Source organism: Streptomyces sp. NPDC056503, assembly GCF_042794995.1.
Taxonomy (GTDB): domain Bacteria; phylum Actinomycetota; class Actinomycetes; order Streptomycetales; family Streptomycetaceae; genus Streptomyces.
Genome location: NZ_JBHTST010000184.1, coordinates 1 through 14162, shown reverse-complemented (window position 1 = coordinate 14162; position 14162 = coordinate 1). Strand labels below are relative to the sequence as shown.

The window sequence follows — 14162 nt, the reverse complement described above, 5'->3', positions numbered from 1 at the left end:
GTCCGGACGGGCCCCGGCCCCGGACCGCCCGGCACGCGCCGACGGGGTCAGGGCGTGCCGGTGTGGACCTGGAAGGCGGCCCGGCGGACCGCCTTGGCCAGGGCCGGGTCCGGGTGGGCGGCGGCGAGGGCCACGAGCACCTGGACGGTCCTCGGGTGGCCCACGGCCCTGACCTCCTCCAGGAGGGCGGGCACGGTGCCCTGGACGGCCGAGTCCAGGTGCCGCACCAGCAGCTCGCTCTCGCCGTGGTCGGCGACGGCGGCCGCGGTGTCCACCCAGAGCCAGGTCGCCTCCTCGCGGGTGAGGACCTCGGAGGCGTCGTCGGGGTCGGTGCCCTCGTACTCGGCGAGCCACAGCAGCGCGTACGGGCGCAGCGAGGGCTCGGCGACCACGGCGCGGACCTCCGCCTCGGCGGGGGCGCCGACGACCCGCAGCGCCTCGAAGGCGAGGCCGCGCAGCAGGGCGTCCTCGCCGCGCGCGGCGGCGAGCAGTTCGGCGACCGCGCCGGCCAGCGGGCGGGCGGCGAGCCACGCGCGGTACTCGTCCCGGGCCGGGCCCGGGGTGAGCCGGGCGCAGCCGCGGAGCATGTCGGCGGCGGACTGCTCGATGTTGCCGGCCGGGCTCTGCGCGGCCACGCAGATCTGCTCCAGCTTGACCCACACCGCCCAGTTGCCGAGCGGGGTCAGGGTCGCGTGACGTCCCTCCGGGCCGGCCTCCCCGTCCAGGGTGAGCGCGCCGACCTCGGCGAGGCCCTCCAGCGCCCAGTCGAGCAGGGCGGGCAGGCGCTCGGCGGGGGTGGCGGGCTGCGCGGGCGCGCCGTCGCCGGGGACCTCGCAGCGCTCCTCGCGGAGTTCGTCGACGCGCTGGCCCAGGAGGTCGAGCAGGACGGGGACGAGGACGGGGCCCTGGGAGAGCTGAAGCAGCGACAGGACCTGCGGCACCGCCTCCACGATCTCGGCGACCGCCCCCGGCGCGACGCCCTCCGGGGCCGGGTGGACCAGCGACCAGGCGTCGAGGAGCGCGACCCAGCCGCGGAGCACGGCGGAGTCGTCCCGGTCCCAGGCCTGGAGCCGCCAGCCGGGGCGGACGGTGGCGCCGTGCAGTTCGACCAGGCCGGCGAGCCGGGCGCGGTCCCAGCCGGCGCGGACCCGATCCGGTGTCAGGTCGAGGGCGGCGGCGGCCTGTTCGGCGGCGGTCGCGCTCGGAGCGGAAAGGGAAGCGGAAGCGGATCCGGAGGCCGGCTGGGCCGTGGCCGCGCGCAGACCCGGCTGCGGCCCGCGCGGGGTGGCCGCCCAGCGGGCGATCCGTACGGCGTCGGCGAGGACGAGCCTGGCCTGGCGGGCCAGCTCCGCGCGGGGCGGGGTGCCCTCGGGCGGCCTCGGGGCGGGCCGGGTGCGACGCGTGGTCGCGGCCCGCCGGGCGGTGGTCAGCGAGCGCGGACGGACGAGGCGGAGTCTGGAGTTGCGCGCCAATGGTTCATCGGGCTTTCGAGACGTCACGGGGGCAGTCTTCCCGCTGACGGCCCGAAAGCCCAATCGGAATCCGCCACGCCGTCGTGAGCGGGGCGCCGTCGGCGCGGGCCACGCCCTCCGCGGGTGCCGCGTCCCGCGTTCCGCGCCGGACGCCGGTGGCGCCGGCGGGGCGCTACATGAGGGGGGTCAGGTAGCGGCGCAGGGCTTCCTCGTAGCGGAGGGGGTCGGCGTTCCACATGGCGGTGTGGGGGGCCTGGCGGACCGGGAGGAGGGTGACCAGGTCGGGGCGGCGGGCGGCCAGTTCGACGGACGGCTCCCAGGGGGAGATCGTGTCGTCGGGGCCGTGTGCCAGGAGGACCGGGACGCGGAGGTTCTCCGTGTGGTCGGGGTGCGGGCCGGTGCGGCCGAGGGCGGCGCGGACGGCGAGCGGGACCAGCGGGCCCGGGACGCCCCGGGCGACGGCGAGGTTGCGGACGGTGGACTCCCAGTCGAGGACCGGGGAGTCCAGGACCAGGCCGGAGACGCGGTCGCGCACCCCCGACTCCGCCGCCGCGCGCAGCGCCATCGTCGCGCCGGTGCCCCAGCCGTGCAGGACGATCTTGGTGGCACCGCGCCGGACCGCGTACCGCAGGACCGCGTCGACGTCGCGCCACTCGGTGTCGCCGAGCTGGGCGAGGCCGTCCGCGGGCGCGGGGGCGCCCCGGTCGCCCCGGTAGGCGGGGACGAGGACCGGGACGCGGCGTCGGGCGTAGAAGGGGACGAGGTTCAGCGCGTGCTCGCGGCCGGCGCCGAGGCCGTGCAGGGCCACGACCCAGGTGGAGCGCGGGCCCGTGACCAGCCAGGCGGGAAGCGGGCCGAGCTCGCCGGGGATCTCGACGTCCTCGTGGGGCAGGCCCAGGGCCGTCTCCGGGGTGCCGGTGTGCAGCTGGGGGGTCAGGCGGACCCGGCTGCCGGGGCCCAGCGCGCCGCGTTCGACGCGTTCGAGGCGGCGGACGACGGTGTCGGCGGTGTGCGGGACGCGGTCGAGGACCGGTCCGGTGACCGCGTGCAGGCCGGGCGCCGTCATCCCGTACGTACCGGGGCGCAGCGAGGCGAGGCTGCGGGTGAGGGTGACCCGCTCGGGTCCCGTGGCGTGCACGGTGAGCTTGGGGTCGCCGGGGAGGGGGCGACCGGAGGCCGCCTTGAGGGCGACGTCGCTGGCGTGACGGCCGGCCGCAACCGCGGCCGCGCCGAGACCGATCAGGGTGGTGACGGCCGCTGCCGTCGCTGTAGCCGGGCGCACGTCCCCAGTCTCGGGAGCCGGTGCGGAGCGCGCCACCGGGCCGGGGCCAGGAGGGTGCCCGCGAGGCCCGGCGCGGGGTCGCCCCTGGGGGTGACGAGGGTCTCCTCGCGGGGTGGTCCGTGGGGATGAAGTCGTCCACGGGGTGGAACGCGGGGATCGGGCGTATGCGGGGGTGGGTCCGGTGTGTCCCGCGTGGGGCGGGATTACCCGTGGTTGCGGGGTGACCGGATGGTGGACAGAGAGGCGTCCCGGAGGCTAAGCGGAATCTCACGACACCGGTTCGGGACACCGTGATGCCCCACCCAGTTCACCTTCCGTTCACTCAGGTTGCCTACGTTCGACGAGCCACTGACGTCAAACGATTGCCTGGGTAAATGGAACACATCACGCTGCTGCTCGCCATTGTGGTCGTGACAGCTCTAGTGTTCGATTTCACGAACGGTTTCCACGACACCGCCAACGCGATGGCCACGACCATCTCGACCGGGGCCCTCAAGCCCAAGACGGCGGTGGCCATGTCCGCCGTGCTGAACCTGGTCGGCGCCTTCCTGTCCGTCGAGGTCGCCAAGACGATCTCCGGCGGGATCATCAACGAAGAGGGCATCCGCACCGAAGTGATCTTCGCGGCCCTCGTCGGCGCCATCCTGTGGAATCTGCTGACCTGGCTCCTGGGCCTGCCGTCCAGCTCCTCCCACGCCCTCTTCGGCGGCCTCATCGGCGCCGCGGTCATGTCGGCCGGCTGGTCGGCCGTGAACGGCTCCACCATCGTCACCAAGGTCCTCATCCCGGCCGTGGCGGCGCCCCTCGTCGCCGGTCTCGCCGCGATGGCCGCGACCAAGCTGACGTACAAGATCAAGGCCGACCCGAAGGCCAGGGCGACCGCCAAGGGCTACCGCGCCGGCCAGATCGCCTCCGCCGGTCTCGTCTCCCTCGCCCACGGCACCAACGACGCTCAGAAGACGATGGGCATCATCACCCTCGCCCTGGTCACCCAGGGTGTCGTCGCCCCCGGCTCGAACCCCCCGATGTGGGTCATCGTCTCGGCCGGCATGGCGATCGCGCTCGGCACCTACCTCGGCGGCTGGCGCATCATCCGCACCATGGGCAAGGGCCTCACCGACCTCCAGCCGCAGCAGGGCTTCGCCGCCCAGACCAGCGCCGCGACCGTCATCCTGGCCTCCTCGCACCTCGGCTTCTCCCTCTCCACCACCCAGTCCTGCTCGGGTGCCGTGATGGGCGCGGGCCTCGGCCGCAAGGGCGGTGTCGTCCGCTGGTCGACCGCCACCCGGATGTTCGTCGCCTGGGGCCTGACCCTCCCGGCCGCCGGCCTCGTCGGCGCCGCCGCCGAGTTCCTCACCAAGCAGGGCACCTGGGGCATCGCCGTCACCGCGGCCCTCCTGATCGGCGGCTCGGCCGTGATCTGGGTGCTCTCCCGCCGCCAGCCGGTCGACCACCACAACGTCACCGCCGACGACCTGGGCGACGACTCCGACTCCGGCACCCCCGGTGTGGTGACCACGGCCATCGCGGCCGTCACCCCGCCGCCGCCGGCCGGCTCCGTCGCCGCGGTCGCCGACGACGGCCTCAAGACCACCATCCCCGCGCCGGGCCCGAACGACCCCGCCGCTCCCCCGGCCCCCGCCGCCGCGGTCTGAGACCCCTAAGGAAACGGGAACCAAGCCATGAAGATCGACTGGGCAGCTCTCGGCTCCGTCTTCGGAGTCAGCCTCGTGGCGACCGTCGCCCTCGTGGGCCTCTTCACCCTCGGGATCGTCGGCCTCGGCAAGCAGGAGAAGGCCGCGGCCTCGGGCGGCTCCGCCGCCCTCGCCCGCACCGGCGCCTACGCCTGCTTCGCGCTCTGCGCGGCCGCCGTCGCGTACGGCATCTATCTGATCGTGGCCTGACCCACGGAACACGAGGGCCGGGTCCGCACCTCTCCGAGGGCGGGCCCGGCCCTCGTGTCTGTGGTGCTCCGCACAGTGACCCGTCGCAGGTCAAGGGTGAGTTGACGGCCCTTCGCGGGGCGTGGTGGACTGCCGGGGCCAATACGGCGGCAATGGAGAGGAAGCCCGGTGCGATTCCGGCGCGGTCCCGCCACTGTGACCGGCCCCAGCCATCAGCGCGGGCCGGGAGTCAGGAACTCTCGCCGCCGGTCACGTCGACCCAGGGCGCGGACCCTGAGTGAGGACACGCCGCCATGCCCGGCCGCACCCCCGTGGCTTCCCGAGCCACCGCAGTCTTCGCGTACGGAGCGGCCGCCGGCCTCGCCGTCGACCTGGTCCTCGGCGATCCCCGCCGCGGCCACCCCGTCGCCGCCTTCGGGCGGGCCGCCGCCGCCGTCGAGAAGCGCCTCTGGCGCGACCACCGGGGCCGGGGCGCCCTGCACACCGCCGTCTGCGCGGGCGGCGCCGTCGCCGCCGGCGCACTGGCCGCCCGCGCGGTCCGGGGCAGCCGTACCGCCTCCGCCGCGCTGACCGCCGCCTCGGTGTGGGCCGTGGTCGGCGGTACCACCCTGGGCCGGGAGGCCCGGGCCATCGGCGGGGCGCTCGCCGCCGGCGACCTGGAGGTCGCCCGGGAGCGGATGCCCCACCTCGTGGGGCGCGACCCGGAGTCCCTGGACGGGCCCGCGATGGCCCGCGCGGTCGTCGAGTCCGTCGCCGAGAACACCTCCGACGCCGTCGTCGGCGCCCTCGTCTGGGGCGCGGTCGCGGGCGTGCCGGGGCTGCTCGGCTTCCGGGCCGTCAACACCCTGGACGCCATGGTCGGCCACCGCTCCCCCCGCTACCGGCGCTACGGCTGGGCCTCCGCCCGCCTCGACGACCTGGCCGGCTGGCCCGGAGCCCGGCTCACCGCCGCGCTCGCCGCCGCGGCGGGCGCCGTGGACGGGGATCCGCGCGGAGCCGTACGGGCCTGGCGGGCGGACGCCGGCCGGCACCCCAGCCCCAACGCCGGACCCGTCGAGGCGGCGTTCGCGGGCGCGCTCGGGGTACGGCTCGGGGGGACGCTCTCGTACGGCGGACGGGTCGAGCACCGGCCCGTCCTCAACGGCGGGGGGCGGCCCGTCGAGGTCGCCGACATCGACCGGGCCGTCCGGCTCTCCCGCCGGGTGACCTGGCTGACCCTGGCCGCCTGTGTGGGCGGCCGGATCCTGACGGACACGGTGAAGCGGAGGACGAAGTGAGGGGTGGGGGGCTGCTCGTCGCCGGGACGACCTCCGACGCGGGCAAGAGCGTCGTCACGGCGGGCATCTGCCGGTGGCTGGTCCGGCAGGGCGTGAAGGTGGCGCCGTTCAAGGGGCAGAACATGTCCCTCAACTCCTTCGTGACGAGGGAGGGCGCCGAGATCGGCCGCGCCCAGGCCATGCAGGCGCAGGCCGCGCGCGTCGAGCCGACCGCGCTGATGAACCCGGTGCTGCTCAAGCCGGGCGGCGACCGGTCCAGCCAGGTCGTGCTGATGGGGAAGCCGGTGGGCGAGATGAGCGCGCGCGGCTACCACGGGGGGCGGCAGCAGACGCTCTTCGAACCGGTGCTCGCCTGCCTGGAGGAGCTGCGGGCCACGCACGACGCGGTGATCTGCGAAGGCGCCGGCAGTCCGGCCGAGATCAACCTGCGGCGGACCGACATCGTCAACATGGGCGTCGCGCGGGCCGCGCGGCTGCCGGTGCTCGTGGTCGGCGACATCGACCGGGGCGGGGTCTTCGCCCAGTTCTTCGGCACGACGGCGCTGCTCGCGCCCGAGGACCAGGAGCTGATCGCCGGATACCTGGTGAACAAGTTCCGCGGCGACGTCACCCTGCTCGAACCCGGGCTCGACATGCTGCACGGGCTGACCGGGCGCCGGACGTTCGGCGTGCTGCCGTACGCGCACGGGCTCGGGATCGACGAGGAGGACGGGCTGCGGGTCTCGCTGCGGGGCACCGTCCGGGAGTCCGTCGTCGCCCCGCCGCTCGGGGCGGACGTGCTGCGGGTCGCGGTGTGCGCCGTACCGCTGATGTCGAACTTCACCGACGTGGACGCGCTGGCGGCCGAGCCGGGCGTGATCGTGCGGTTCGTGGACCGCCCGGAGGAGCTGGCCGACGCGGACCTCGTGGTCGTGCCGGGCACGCGCGGGACGGTCAAGGCGCTGGCGTGGCTGCGCGAGCGGGGGCTCGCGGACGCGCTGGCCCGGCGGGCCGCGGAAGGGCGTCCCGTCCTCGGGATCTGCGGCGGCTTCCAGGCGCTCGGCGAGCACATCGAGGACGAGGTCGAGTCGCGGGCGGGCGCCGTGGAGGGGCTCGGTCTGCTGCCCGTACGGGTCCGGTTCGCGCGCGAGAAGACCCTCGCCCGGCCGGTCGGCGAGGCGCTCGGGGAGCGGGTCGAGGGGTACGAGATCCACCACGGCGTGGCGGAGGTGCTCGGCGGGGAGGCGTTCCTCGACGGGTGCCGGGTCGGGGCGGTCTGGGGCACCCACTGGCACGGCTCCCTGGAGAGCGACGGCTTCCGGCGCGCGTTCCTGCGCGAGGTGGCGGCGGCGGCCGGGCAAGCCTTCGTCCCCGCGCCCGACACCTCGTTCGGCGCGCTGCGGGAGGAACAGCTGGACCGGCTCGGCGACCTCGTCGAGGAGCACGCGGACACGGACGCGCTGCTGCGGCTCATCGAGGAGGGGGCTCCGAAGGGGCTGCCCTTCGTGCCGCCGGGCGCGCCGTGAGCGGCGCGCGGGAGGAAGGCGCGGCGCCGGCCCGCCGCGCGGGGGCCGCGCCCGGCCTCCGGCCGGGCCGCGGTTCCCGCCCGCACCACCGGTGCGGCCGGGGAGGTCACCCGCGGGTGGCTCCGGTGGGCGGTCGCGCGCCGTCGGCGGCCGACAGTCAACTTCATGGGAGGAACCCTCGATGAGCACCCGCTTTCCGTTCACCGCCGTCGTCGGCATGGACGACCTGCGGCTCGCGCTGCTGCTGAACGCCGTCTCGCCGGCCGTGGGCGGCGTGCTCGTGCGCGGCGAGAAGGGGACCGCCAAGTCCACCGCCGTGCGGGCGCTCGCCGAGCTGTTGCCCGACGTGCCCGTCGTCGCCGGGTGCCGGTTCAGCTGTGACCCGGCCGCGCCCGATCCCGGGTGCCCGGACGGGCCGCACGGGGACGGAGGGGCGGACGCGCGGGCCGCGCGGATGGTGGAGCTGCCGGTCGGCGCGTCCGAGGACCGGCTCGTCGGGTCGCTCGACATCGAGAAGGCGCTCGCCGACGGCGTGAAGGCCTTCGAGCCCGGGCTGCTCGCCGCCGCCCATCGGGGCATCCTCTACGTCGACGAGGTCAACCTCCTCTCCGACCATCTGATCGACCATCTGCTCGACGCCGCCGCCATGGGCGCGTCGCACGTCGAGCGCGAGGGCGTCTCCGTGCGGCACGCCGCCCGGTTCCTGCTCGTCGGGACGATGAACCCGGAGGAGGGCGAGCTGCGGCCGCAGCTGCTCGACCGGTTCGGGCTGACCGTGGAGGTCGCCGCCTCCCGCGATCCGCAGGAGCGGGTCGAGGTGGTGCGGCGCAGGCTCGCGTTCGAGGACGATCCGGTCGGGTTCGCCGGGCGGTGGGCCGGGGAGGAGGCCGCGCTGCGGGAGCGGATCGTCGCCGCGCGCGGGCTGCTGCCCCGGGTGGTGCTCGGCGACGGCGCGCTGCTCCAGATCGCGGCCACCTGCGCCGCGTTCGAGGTCGACGGCATGCGGGCCGACATCGTCATGGCCCGGACCGCGACCGCGCTCGCCGCCTGGGCGGGCCGGGACGAGGTCACCTCCGAGGACGTGCGGCAGGCCGCGCTGCTCGCGCTGCCGCACCGGCGGCGGCGCAATCCCTTCGACGCGCCGGGGATCGACGAGGAGAAGCTCGACGAGACCCTGGAGCGGTTCAAGGGCGACGAGACCGGTCCCGAGGACGATCCGGATCCCGACCCGGGGCCGGACGGGCCCGGGGACGGCGGTCCCGGCGGAGGGGTGCCGCCGCAGGGCGGCGAGGGGCCCGCGCCCGAGGCCGAGGGCGTACCGGAGGAGGCGTCCGGGCCCGAGGCCGACGGCGTACCGGAGGAGGCCGGGCCCTCCCCGGCACCCGCGCCGCGGGGTGCCGCCGGCGAGCGGGCCGCCGTGAAGGCCGCCGAGCCGTTCCGTACGCGGATGCTGTCCGTGCCCGGGCTCGGCGAGGGGGCCGCCGGGCGGCGGTCCCGGGCGCGGACCGAGCACGGGCGGACCACCGGGGCCACCCGGCCCCGGGGCGCGCTGACCAAGCTGCACCTGTCCGCGACCGTACGGGCCGCCGCCCCCCACCAGCGGGCGCGCGGGCGGTCCGGCGCGGGGCTCGTGGTGCGCCGGGACGACCTGCGGCAGGCGGTGCGGGAGGGGCGCGAGGGGAACCTGGTGCTGTTCCTCGTGGACGCCTCCGGGTCGATGGCGGCGCGCAAGCGGATGGGCGCCGTCAAGGGCGCCGTGCTGTCGCTGCTGCTCGACGCCTACCAGCGGCGCGACAAGGTCGGGCTGATCACCTTCCGGGGCCGGGGCGCCGAGCTGGCGCTGCCCCCGACGTCCTCCGTGGACGCGGCCGCCGCCCGGCTGGAGGAGCTGCCGACCGGAGGGCGCACGCCCCTGTCCGCCGGGCTGCTGAAGGCCCATGACGTGCTGCGGGTGGAGCGGCTGCGGGACCCCTCGCGCCGGCCCCTGCTCGTCGTCGTGACCGACGGGCGGGCGACCGGCGGCGGGCCCGACCCGGTGGGCCTCGCCGCGCGGGCCGCGCGGCTGCACGCCGCCGACGGCACCGCGAGCGTCGTCGTGGACTGCGAGGCGGGCCCGGTGCGGCTCGGTCTCGCCGGGAGCCTCGCCCGCGATCTGGGCGGGACCGCCGTCACCCTGGACGAGTTGCGCGCCGACGCGATCGCCGGGCTCGTACGAGAAACGCAAGTCAACCGTTCTGTCAGGAGGGCCGCTTAATGCCGCAGGGACAGCCGACCGTCGTGCCCGACGACGGCCTCACGACCCGTCAGCGCCGCAACCGGGCGCTGGTGATGGTGCACACGGGCGTCGGCAAGGGGAAGTCGACGGCCGCCTTCGGGATGGCGCTGCGCGCCTGGAACCAGGGCTGGCCGATCGGGGTGTTCCAGTTCGTGAAGTCCGCCAAGTGGAAGGTCGGCGAGGAGAACGCCCTCAAGGCGCTCGGCGAGACCGGCAAGGGCGGCACCGTCACCTGGAACAAGATGGGCGAGGGCTGGTCCTGGATCCAGCGCGAGGTCGCCGACGGCGAGCAGTCCCACGAGGACAAGGCGCGCGAGGGCTGGGAGCAGGTCAAGCGGGACCTGGCCGAGGAGAGGTACAAGTTCTACGTCCTCGACGAGTTCGCGTACCTGCTCCACTGGGGCTGGATCGACGTCAAGGAGGTCGTCGAGGTGCTGCGGGACCGTCCGGGTCATCAGCACGTCGTGATCACCGGGCGCAACGCGCCGCAGGAGCTGGTGGACTTCGCCGACCTCGTCACCGACATGTCCAAGGTCAAGCACCCGATGGACGCCGGTCAGAAGGGCCAGCGGGGCATCGAGTGGTAGCACGTCTCGTCATCGCGGCCCCGTCCTCGGGCGCCGGCAAGACCACGGTGGCGACCGGCCTGATGGCCGCGTTCGCCTCCCGTGGGCTCGCCGTCTCCCCGCACAAGGTGGGGCCCGACTACATCGACCCGGGCTACCACGCGCTCGCCACCGGCCGGCCGGGCCGCAACCTCGACGCGTACATGTGCGGTACGGAGCGGGTCGCGCCGCTCTTCGCGCACGGCGCGCGGGGCTGCGACCTGGCCGTGGTCGAGGGCGTGATGGGGCTGTACGACGGCGCCGCCGGCCAGGGCGAGCTCGCCTCCACCGCGCAGGTGGCGAAGCTGCTGCGGGCGCCGGTGGTGCTGGTCGTCGACGCCTCGTCGCAGTCGCGGTCGGTGGCGGCGCTGGTGCACGGCTTCGCCGCCTGGGACCCCGAGGTGCGGCTCGGCGGGGTGATCCTCAACAAGGTCGCCAGCGACCGGCACGAGGCGCTGCTGCGGGAGGCCCTGGAGGAGTCGGGGGTGCCGGTGCTGGGGGTGCTGCGGCGGGCCCCCGCGGTGGCCACGCCGTCACGGCACCTGGGGCTGATCCCGGTCGCCGAGCGGCAGGCGCAGGCCGTGGAGGCGGTGGCCGCGCAGGCGGAGCAGGTGCTTGCCGGGTGCGACCTGGAGGGGCTGCTGGCGCTGGCCCGGTCGGCGCCGCCGCTGGACGCGACGGCGTGGAGCCCGTCCGTCGTGGCGCCCCGGGCGGGGCGCCGGCCGGTCGTCGCCGTCGCCGGCGGGGCCGCGTTCACGTTCTCGTACGCCGAGCACGCGGAGCTCCTCACCGCCGCCGGCGCCGAGGTCGTGACCTTCGACCCGCTGCGGGACGAGGCCCTTCCCGAGGGCACGTCCGGGCTCGTCGTCGGGGGCGGGTTCCCCGAGATGTACGCGGCGGAGCTCGCCGCCAACGAGCCGCTGCGGAAGGCCGTGGCCGAGCTGGCCGGGAGCGGTGCGCCGGTCGCGGCCGAGTGCGCCGGACTGCTGTACCTGGCGCGGTCGCTGGACGGGACGCCCATGTGCGGCGTGCTCGACGCGGACGCGCGGATGTCGGAGCGGCTGACGCTCGGGTACCGGGACGCCGTCGCCGTCGGCGACAGCGTCCTCGCGCCCGCCGGGGCGCGGCTGCGGGGGCACGAGTTCCACCGGACGGTGATCGAGCCGGGCGCCGGGGCGACCCCGGCCTGGGGGCTGCGGCAGCCGGAGCCCCGGGTGGAGGGCTTCGTGCGGGGCGGGGTGCACGCGAGCTACGTGCACACCCACTGGGCGGGGGCCCCCGAGGTCGCCGCGCGGTTCGTCGGGCACTGCGGGTGAGCTCAGCCGCCGGAGAGGCCCACCACGAGCCAGATGAAGCCGACGCCCGCGACCGTGCAGAGCAGGGTGGTGCGGGCGGGGTGGTCGTGGTGGGCCTCGGGCAGGATCTCGGCGGCGGCGAGGTAGAGCAGGGCGCCGCCGAAGAAGCCGAGATAGCTGCCGAGCAGTTCCTCCGGAAGGGTGAGGAGCGTGGCGAGGCCGGCGCCGGCGACGGGGGCGAGCGCGTCGGCGACGAGCATCGCGAGGGCCTTCCGGCGCTCGTTCCCGTACAGGCTGGTGAGCGTGTACGTGTTGAAGCCGTCGGCGAAGTCGTGGGTGACGACGGCGAGCGCGACGGTGGCGCCCATGCCGCCGCCGACCTGGAAGGCGGCACCGAGCGCGATGCCGTCCATGAGGCTGTGCAGCACCATGGCGCCGGCGGCCACGAGCCCGACCTGCGGGGTCCGCTCATCCGCCTTCCGCCCCGTCTCGGCGCCGTGGGCGGCGCGACGGGTGGCGAGGAGGCGTTCCACCACGTGGGCGAAGAGGAAGCCGCCGACGAAGAGCAGCAGGGCCTGGGGAACGCCGAAGACCTCTTCCCCGGCGGCCTCCAGGGCCTCGGGCAGCAGGTCGAGTCCGACGACGCCGAGCATGAGCCCGCCCGCGAGTCCGAGGACGAGGTGCCGGCGGTCGGTGACGCGCTGCGCGACCCAGCCGCCGAAGAGCGTCATCAGGAACGCGCCGAGCGCGACGAGCACAGCCATGGCCCCTTGGTAGCGGATCGGGGGGCGGGTCTGCACATCGGCGTGGGCGTCCGCTCGGGCGCGGCGGAGGACGAGGTCCTGGCGCTGGTCCTGGAGGCGCTCCGGGAGGCGGGGATCGCCGGGACGGCGCCCACGGGAGCGGGGATCGCGCCCGGACCCGGGGGGCGGTACGCGCGGGGGGCGGGGTTCGCCGGAGCGGGGGGGTACGCGCGCGTGGCGGGGTTCGCGACGCTGGACGCGCGTGTGGCGGAGCCGGGGATCGTGGCGGCGGCGGAGCGGCTCGGGGTGCCGGTGACGGGCTTCGCGGCGGAGGAGCTGGCCGGGGTGGCGGTGCCGCATCCGTCCGAGGTGCCGCTGGCGGCGACGGGGACGGCGTCGGTCGCGGAGGCGGCGGCGCTGAGGGCGGCGGGGCCGGGGGCCGTGCTGCTGGTGCCGAAGCGGAAGTCGCGCCGCGTGACCTGCGCGATCGCCGCTTCCGTACCGTTTCGTCCGGACATAACGGACCCCACCCCGGACGAAGTGACGTCCGTCGCACGGTTGTTGCCCTTGACGTGCGGGTACATCGCTGGCGAGCCTGACTCACCCCACATCCCCACCCCCCACACGACGGCGGACATGGACACCCACACGGACGGCCCCCACACGGACAGTCAAGCCCACGACCTGCGACATCACGGTGACGCCGAGGTCCGGGACGAGAAACTCGTCGACCTCGCGGTCAACGTCCGGACGGCGACCCCGCCGGACTGGCTGCGGGAGCGGATAGCGCATTCCCTGACAAGTCTGGCGCTCTACCCCGACGGGCGTTCGGCCCGCGCGGCGGTGGCCGAGCGGCATGACCTCCCTCCGGCGCGGGTGCTGTTGACCGCGGGCGCGGCGGAGGCCTTCGTCCTGCTGGCGCGGGCGCTGCCGGTGCGCCGGCCGGTGGTGGTGCACCCGCAGTTCACCGAGCCGGAGGCGGCGCTGCGGGACGCCGGGCACGAGGTGCGCCGGGTGCTGCTGCGCGAGGAGGACGGCTTCCGGCTGGATCCTGCGGCGGTGCCGGAGGACGCGGACCTGGTGGTGATCGGCAATCCCACCAACCCGACCTCGGTGCTGCATCCGGCGGAGACGATCGCGGCGCTGGCCCGGCCGGGGCGGTACCTGGTCGTGGACGAGGCGTTCATGGACGCGGTGCCGGGCGAGCGGGAGGCGCTGGCCGGGCGGACGGACGTGCCGGGCCTGGTGGTGCTGCGGAGCCTGACGAAGACCTGGGGCCTCGCGGGGCTGCGGATCGGGTACGCGCTCGCGGAGCCGGAGACGGTGGCGCTCCTGGAGCGGGCGCAGCCGCTGTGGCCGGTGTCGACGCCGGCGCTGGTGGCGGCCGAGGCGTGCATGTCGCGGACGGCGCTGGCGGAGGCGGAGCTGGCGGCCCACCGGATCGGCGCGGAGCGGGCGCATCTGCTCGCGGGGCTCGCCGAGTTCGACGAGGTGCGGACGGTGGCGGCGGCCGAGGGGCCGTTCGTGCTGATCCGGATCGAGGGCGCGGACGCGATACGGGAGCGGCTGCGGCTGCTGGGGTTCGCGGCGCGGCGCGGGGACACGTTCCCGGGTCTCGACCGGAACTGGCTGCGGCTCGCGGTCCGGGACCGGGCGACGACGAATCGTTTCCTCCAGGCGCTGGACCAGGCCCTTCTGCTGGCCGGCTGAGCCTCGGAGCGGTCCACCGGAGCCGTACGCCCGTCGGCACCCGGAGCCGTACGCCCGTCGACGCGGCCCGGGGCGGACGGTGTCGTCACACCTG

11 protein-coding genes and 1 riboswitch are annotated in these 14162 nt (G+C 75.9%); of the genes, 8 read left to right on the top strand and 3 right to left on the bottom strand.

The annotated features are described in order from the left end of the window. Positions 1 to 47 precede the first annotated feature (47 nt). Together ACFQ8C_RS34105 and ACFQ8C_RS34100 are read right to left on the bottom strand one after the other, a co-directional pair. On the bottom strand, positions 48 to 1499 hold the full coding sequence (locus ACFQ8C_RS34105) for a hypothetical protein (RefSeq protein WP_383465367.1): 1452 nt from the start codon (positions 1497 to 1499) through the stop codon (positions 48 to 50). A 145-nt stretch (positions 1500 to 1644) separates the two neighbouring features. After that, entirely contained in the window at positions 1645 to 2754 is a 1110-nt protein-coding gene (locus ACFQ8C_RS34100) for an alpha/beta hydrolase family protein (RefSeq protein WP_383465365.1), read from the bottom strand. 374 nt (positions 2755 to 3128) lie between these two features. On the opposite strand from ACFQ8C_RS34100, the gene ACFQ8C_RS34095 reads away from it, so the two are divergent. From ACFQ8C_RS34095 to ACFQ8C_RS34065, 7 genes are all read left to right on the top strand, one after another. After that, positions 3129 to 4409: an anion permease gene (locus tag ACFQ8C_RS34095; protein WP_383465363.1), complete on the top strand. Its 1281-nt coding sequence runs from the start codon at positions 3129 to 3131 to the stop codon at positions 4407 to 4409. A gap of 27 nt (positions 4410 to 4436) precedes the next feature. Continuing rightward, the gene (locus ACFQ8C_RS34090) at positions 4437 to 4658 is read left to right on the top strand and encodes a hypothetical protein (protein ID WP_383465362.1); all 222 of its coding nucleotides are present in this window, start codon (positions 4437 to 4439) and stop codon (positions 4656 to 4658) included. Positions 4659 to 4814: 156 nt separating this feature from the next. Then, positions 4815 to 4897, top strand: a riboswitch (cobalamin riboswitch). Positions 4898 to 4951: 54 nt separating this feature from the next. Continuing rightward, the gene (locus tag ACFQ8C_RS34085) at positions 4952 to 5935 is read left to right on the top strand and encodes a cobalamin biosynthesis protein (RefSeq protein ID WP_383465360.1); all 984 of its coding nucleotides are present in this window, start codon (positions 4952 to 4954) and stop codon (positions 5933 to 5935) included. Beyond that, positions 5932 to 7440, top strand: coding sequence for a cobyric acid synthase (locus ACFQ8C_RS34080; RefSeq protein ID WP_383465358.1), 1509 nt, complete (start codon positions 5932 to 5934; stop codon positions 7438 to 7440). The genes ACFQ8C_RS34085 and ACFQ8C_RS34080 overlap by 4 nt, the downstream gene beginning before the upstream one ends. A gap of 181 nt (positions 7441 to 7621) precedes the next feature. Further along, on the top strand, positions 7622 to 9694 hold the full coding sequence (locus ACFQ8C_RS34075; RefSeq protein ID WP_383465356.1) for a putative cobaltochelatase: 2073 nt from the start codon (positions 7622 to 7624) through the stop codon (positions 9692 to 9694). Then, positions 9694 to 10302, top strand: coding sequence for a cob(I)yrinic acid a,c-diamide adenosyltransferase (cobO, locus tag ACFQ8C_RS34070; RefSeq protein WP_383465354.1), 609 nt, complete (start codon positions 9694 to 9696; stop codon positions 10300 to 10302). Before ACFQ8C_RS34075 ends, cobO begins: the two co-directional genes overlap by 1 nt. Further along, the gene (locus ACFQ8C_RS34065; protein WP_383465352.1) at positions 10296 to 11636 is read left to right on the top strand and encodes a cobyrinate a,c-diamide synthase; all 1341 of its coding nucleotides are present in this window, start codon (positions 10296 to 10298) and stop codon (positions 11634 to 11636) included. The genes cobO and ACFQ8C_RS34065 overlap by 7 nt, the downstream gene beginning before the upstream one ends. A 2-nt stretch (positions 11637 to 11638) precedes the next feature. On the opposite strand, the gene ACFQ8C_RS34060 is transcribed toward ACFQ8C_RS34065, so the two are convergent. Beyond that, on the bottom strand, positions 11639 to 12379 hold the full coding sequence (locus tag ACFQ8C_RS34060) for a ZIP family metal transporter (RefSeq protein ID WP_383465350.1): 741 nt from the start codon (positions 12377 to 12379) through the stop codon (positions 11639 to 11641). Between the two features lie 6 nt (positions 12380 to 12385). Between ACFQ8C_RS34060 and cobC the strand changes: the two genes are divergently transcribed. Continuing rightward, complete coding sequence (gene cobC / locus ACFQ8C_RS34055; protein WP_383465348.1) at positions 12386 to 14068, top strand: Rv2231c family pyridoxal phosphate-dependent protein CobC; 1683 nt, start codon at positions 12386 to 12388, stop codon at positions 14066 to 14068. Positions 14069 to 14162 lie beyond the last annotated feature (94 nt).

Coding starts and splice junctions, on each gene's coding strand:
- ACFQ8C_RS34095 (WP_383465363.1), top strand. CDS start 3,129: ATGGAACACATCACGCTGCTGCTCGCCATTGTGGTCGTGACAGCTCTA.
- ACFQ8C_RS34060 (WP_383465350.1), bottom strand. CDS start 12,379: ATGGCTGTGCTCGTCGCGCTCGGCGCGTTCCTGATGACGCTCTTCGGC.
- cobO (WP_383465354.1), top strand. CDS start 9,694: ATGCCGCAGGGACAGCCGACCGTCGTGCCCGACGACGGCCTCACGACC.
- ACFQ8C_RS34090 (WP_383465362.1), top strand. CDS start 4,437: ATGAAGATCGACTGGGCAGCTCTCGGCTCCGTCTTCGGAGTCAGCCTC.
- ACFQ8C_RS34085 (WP_383465360.1), top strand. CDS start 4,952: ATGCCCGGCCGCACCCCCGTGGCTTCCCGAGCCACCGCAGTCTTCGCG.
- ACFQ8C_RS34075 (WP_383465356.1), top strand. CDS start 7,622: ATGAGCACCCGCTTTCCGTTCACCGCCGTCGTCGGCATGGACGACCTG.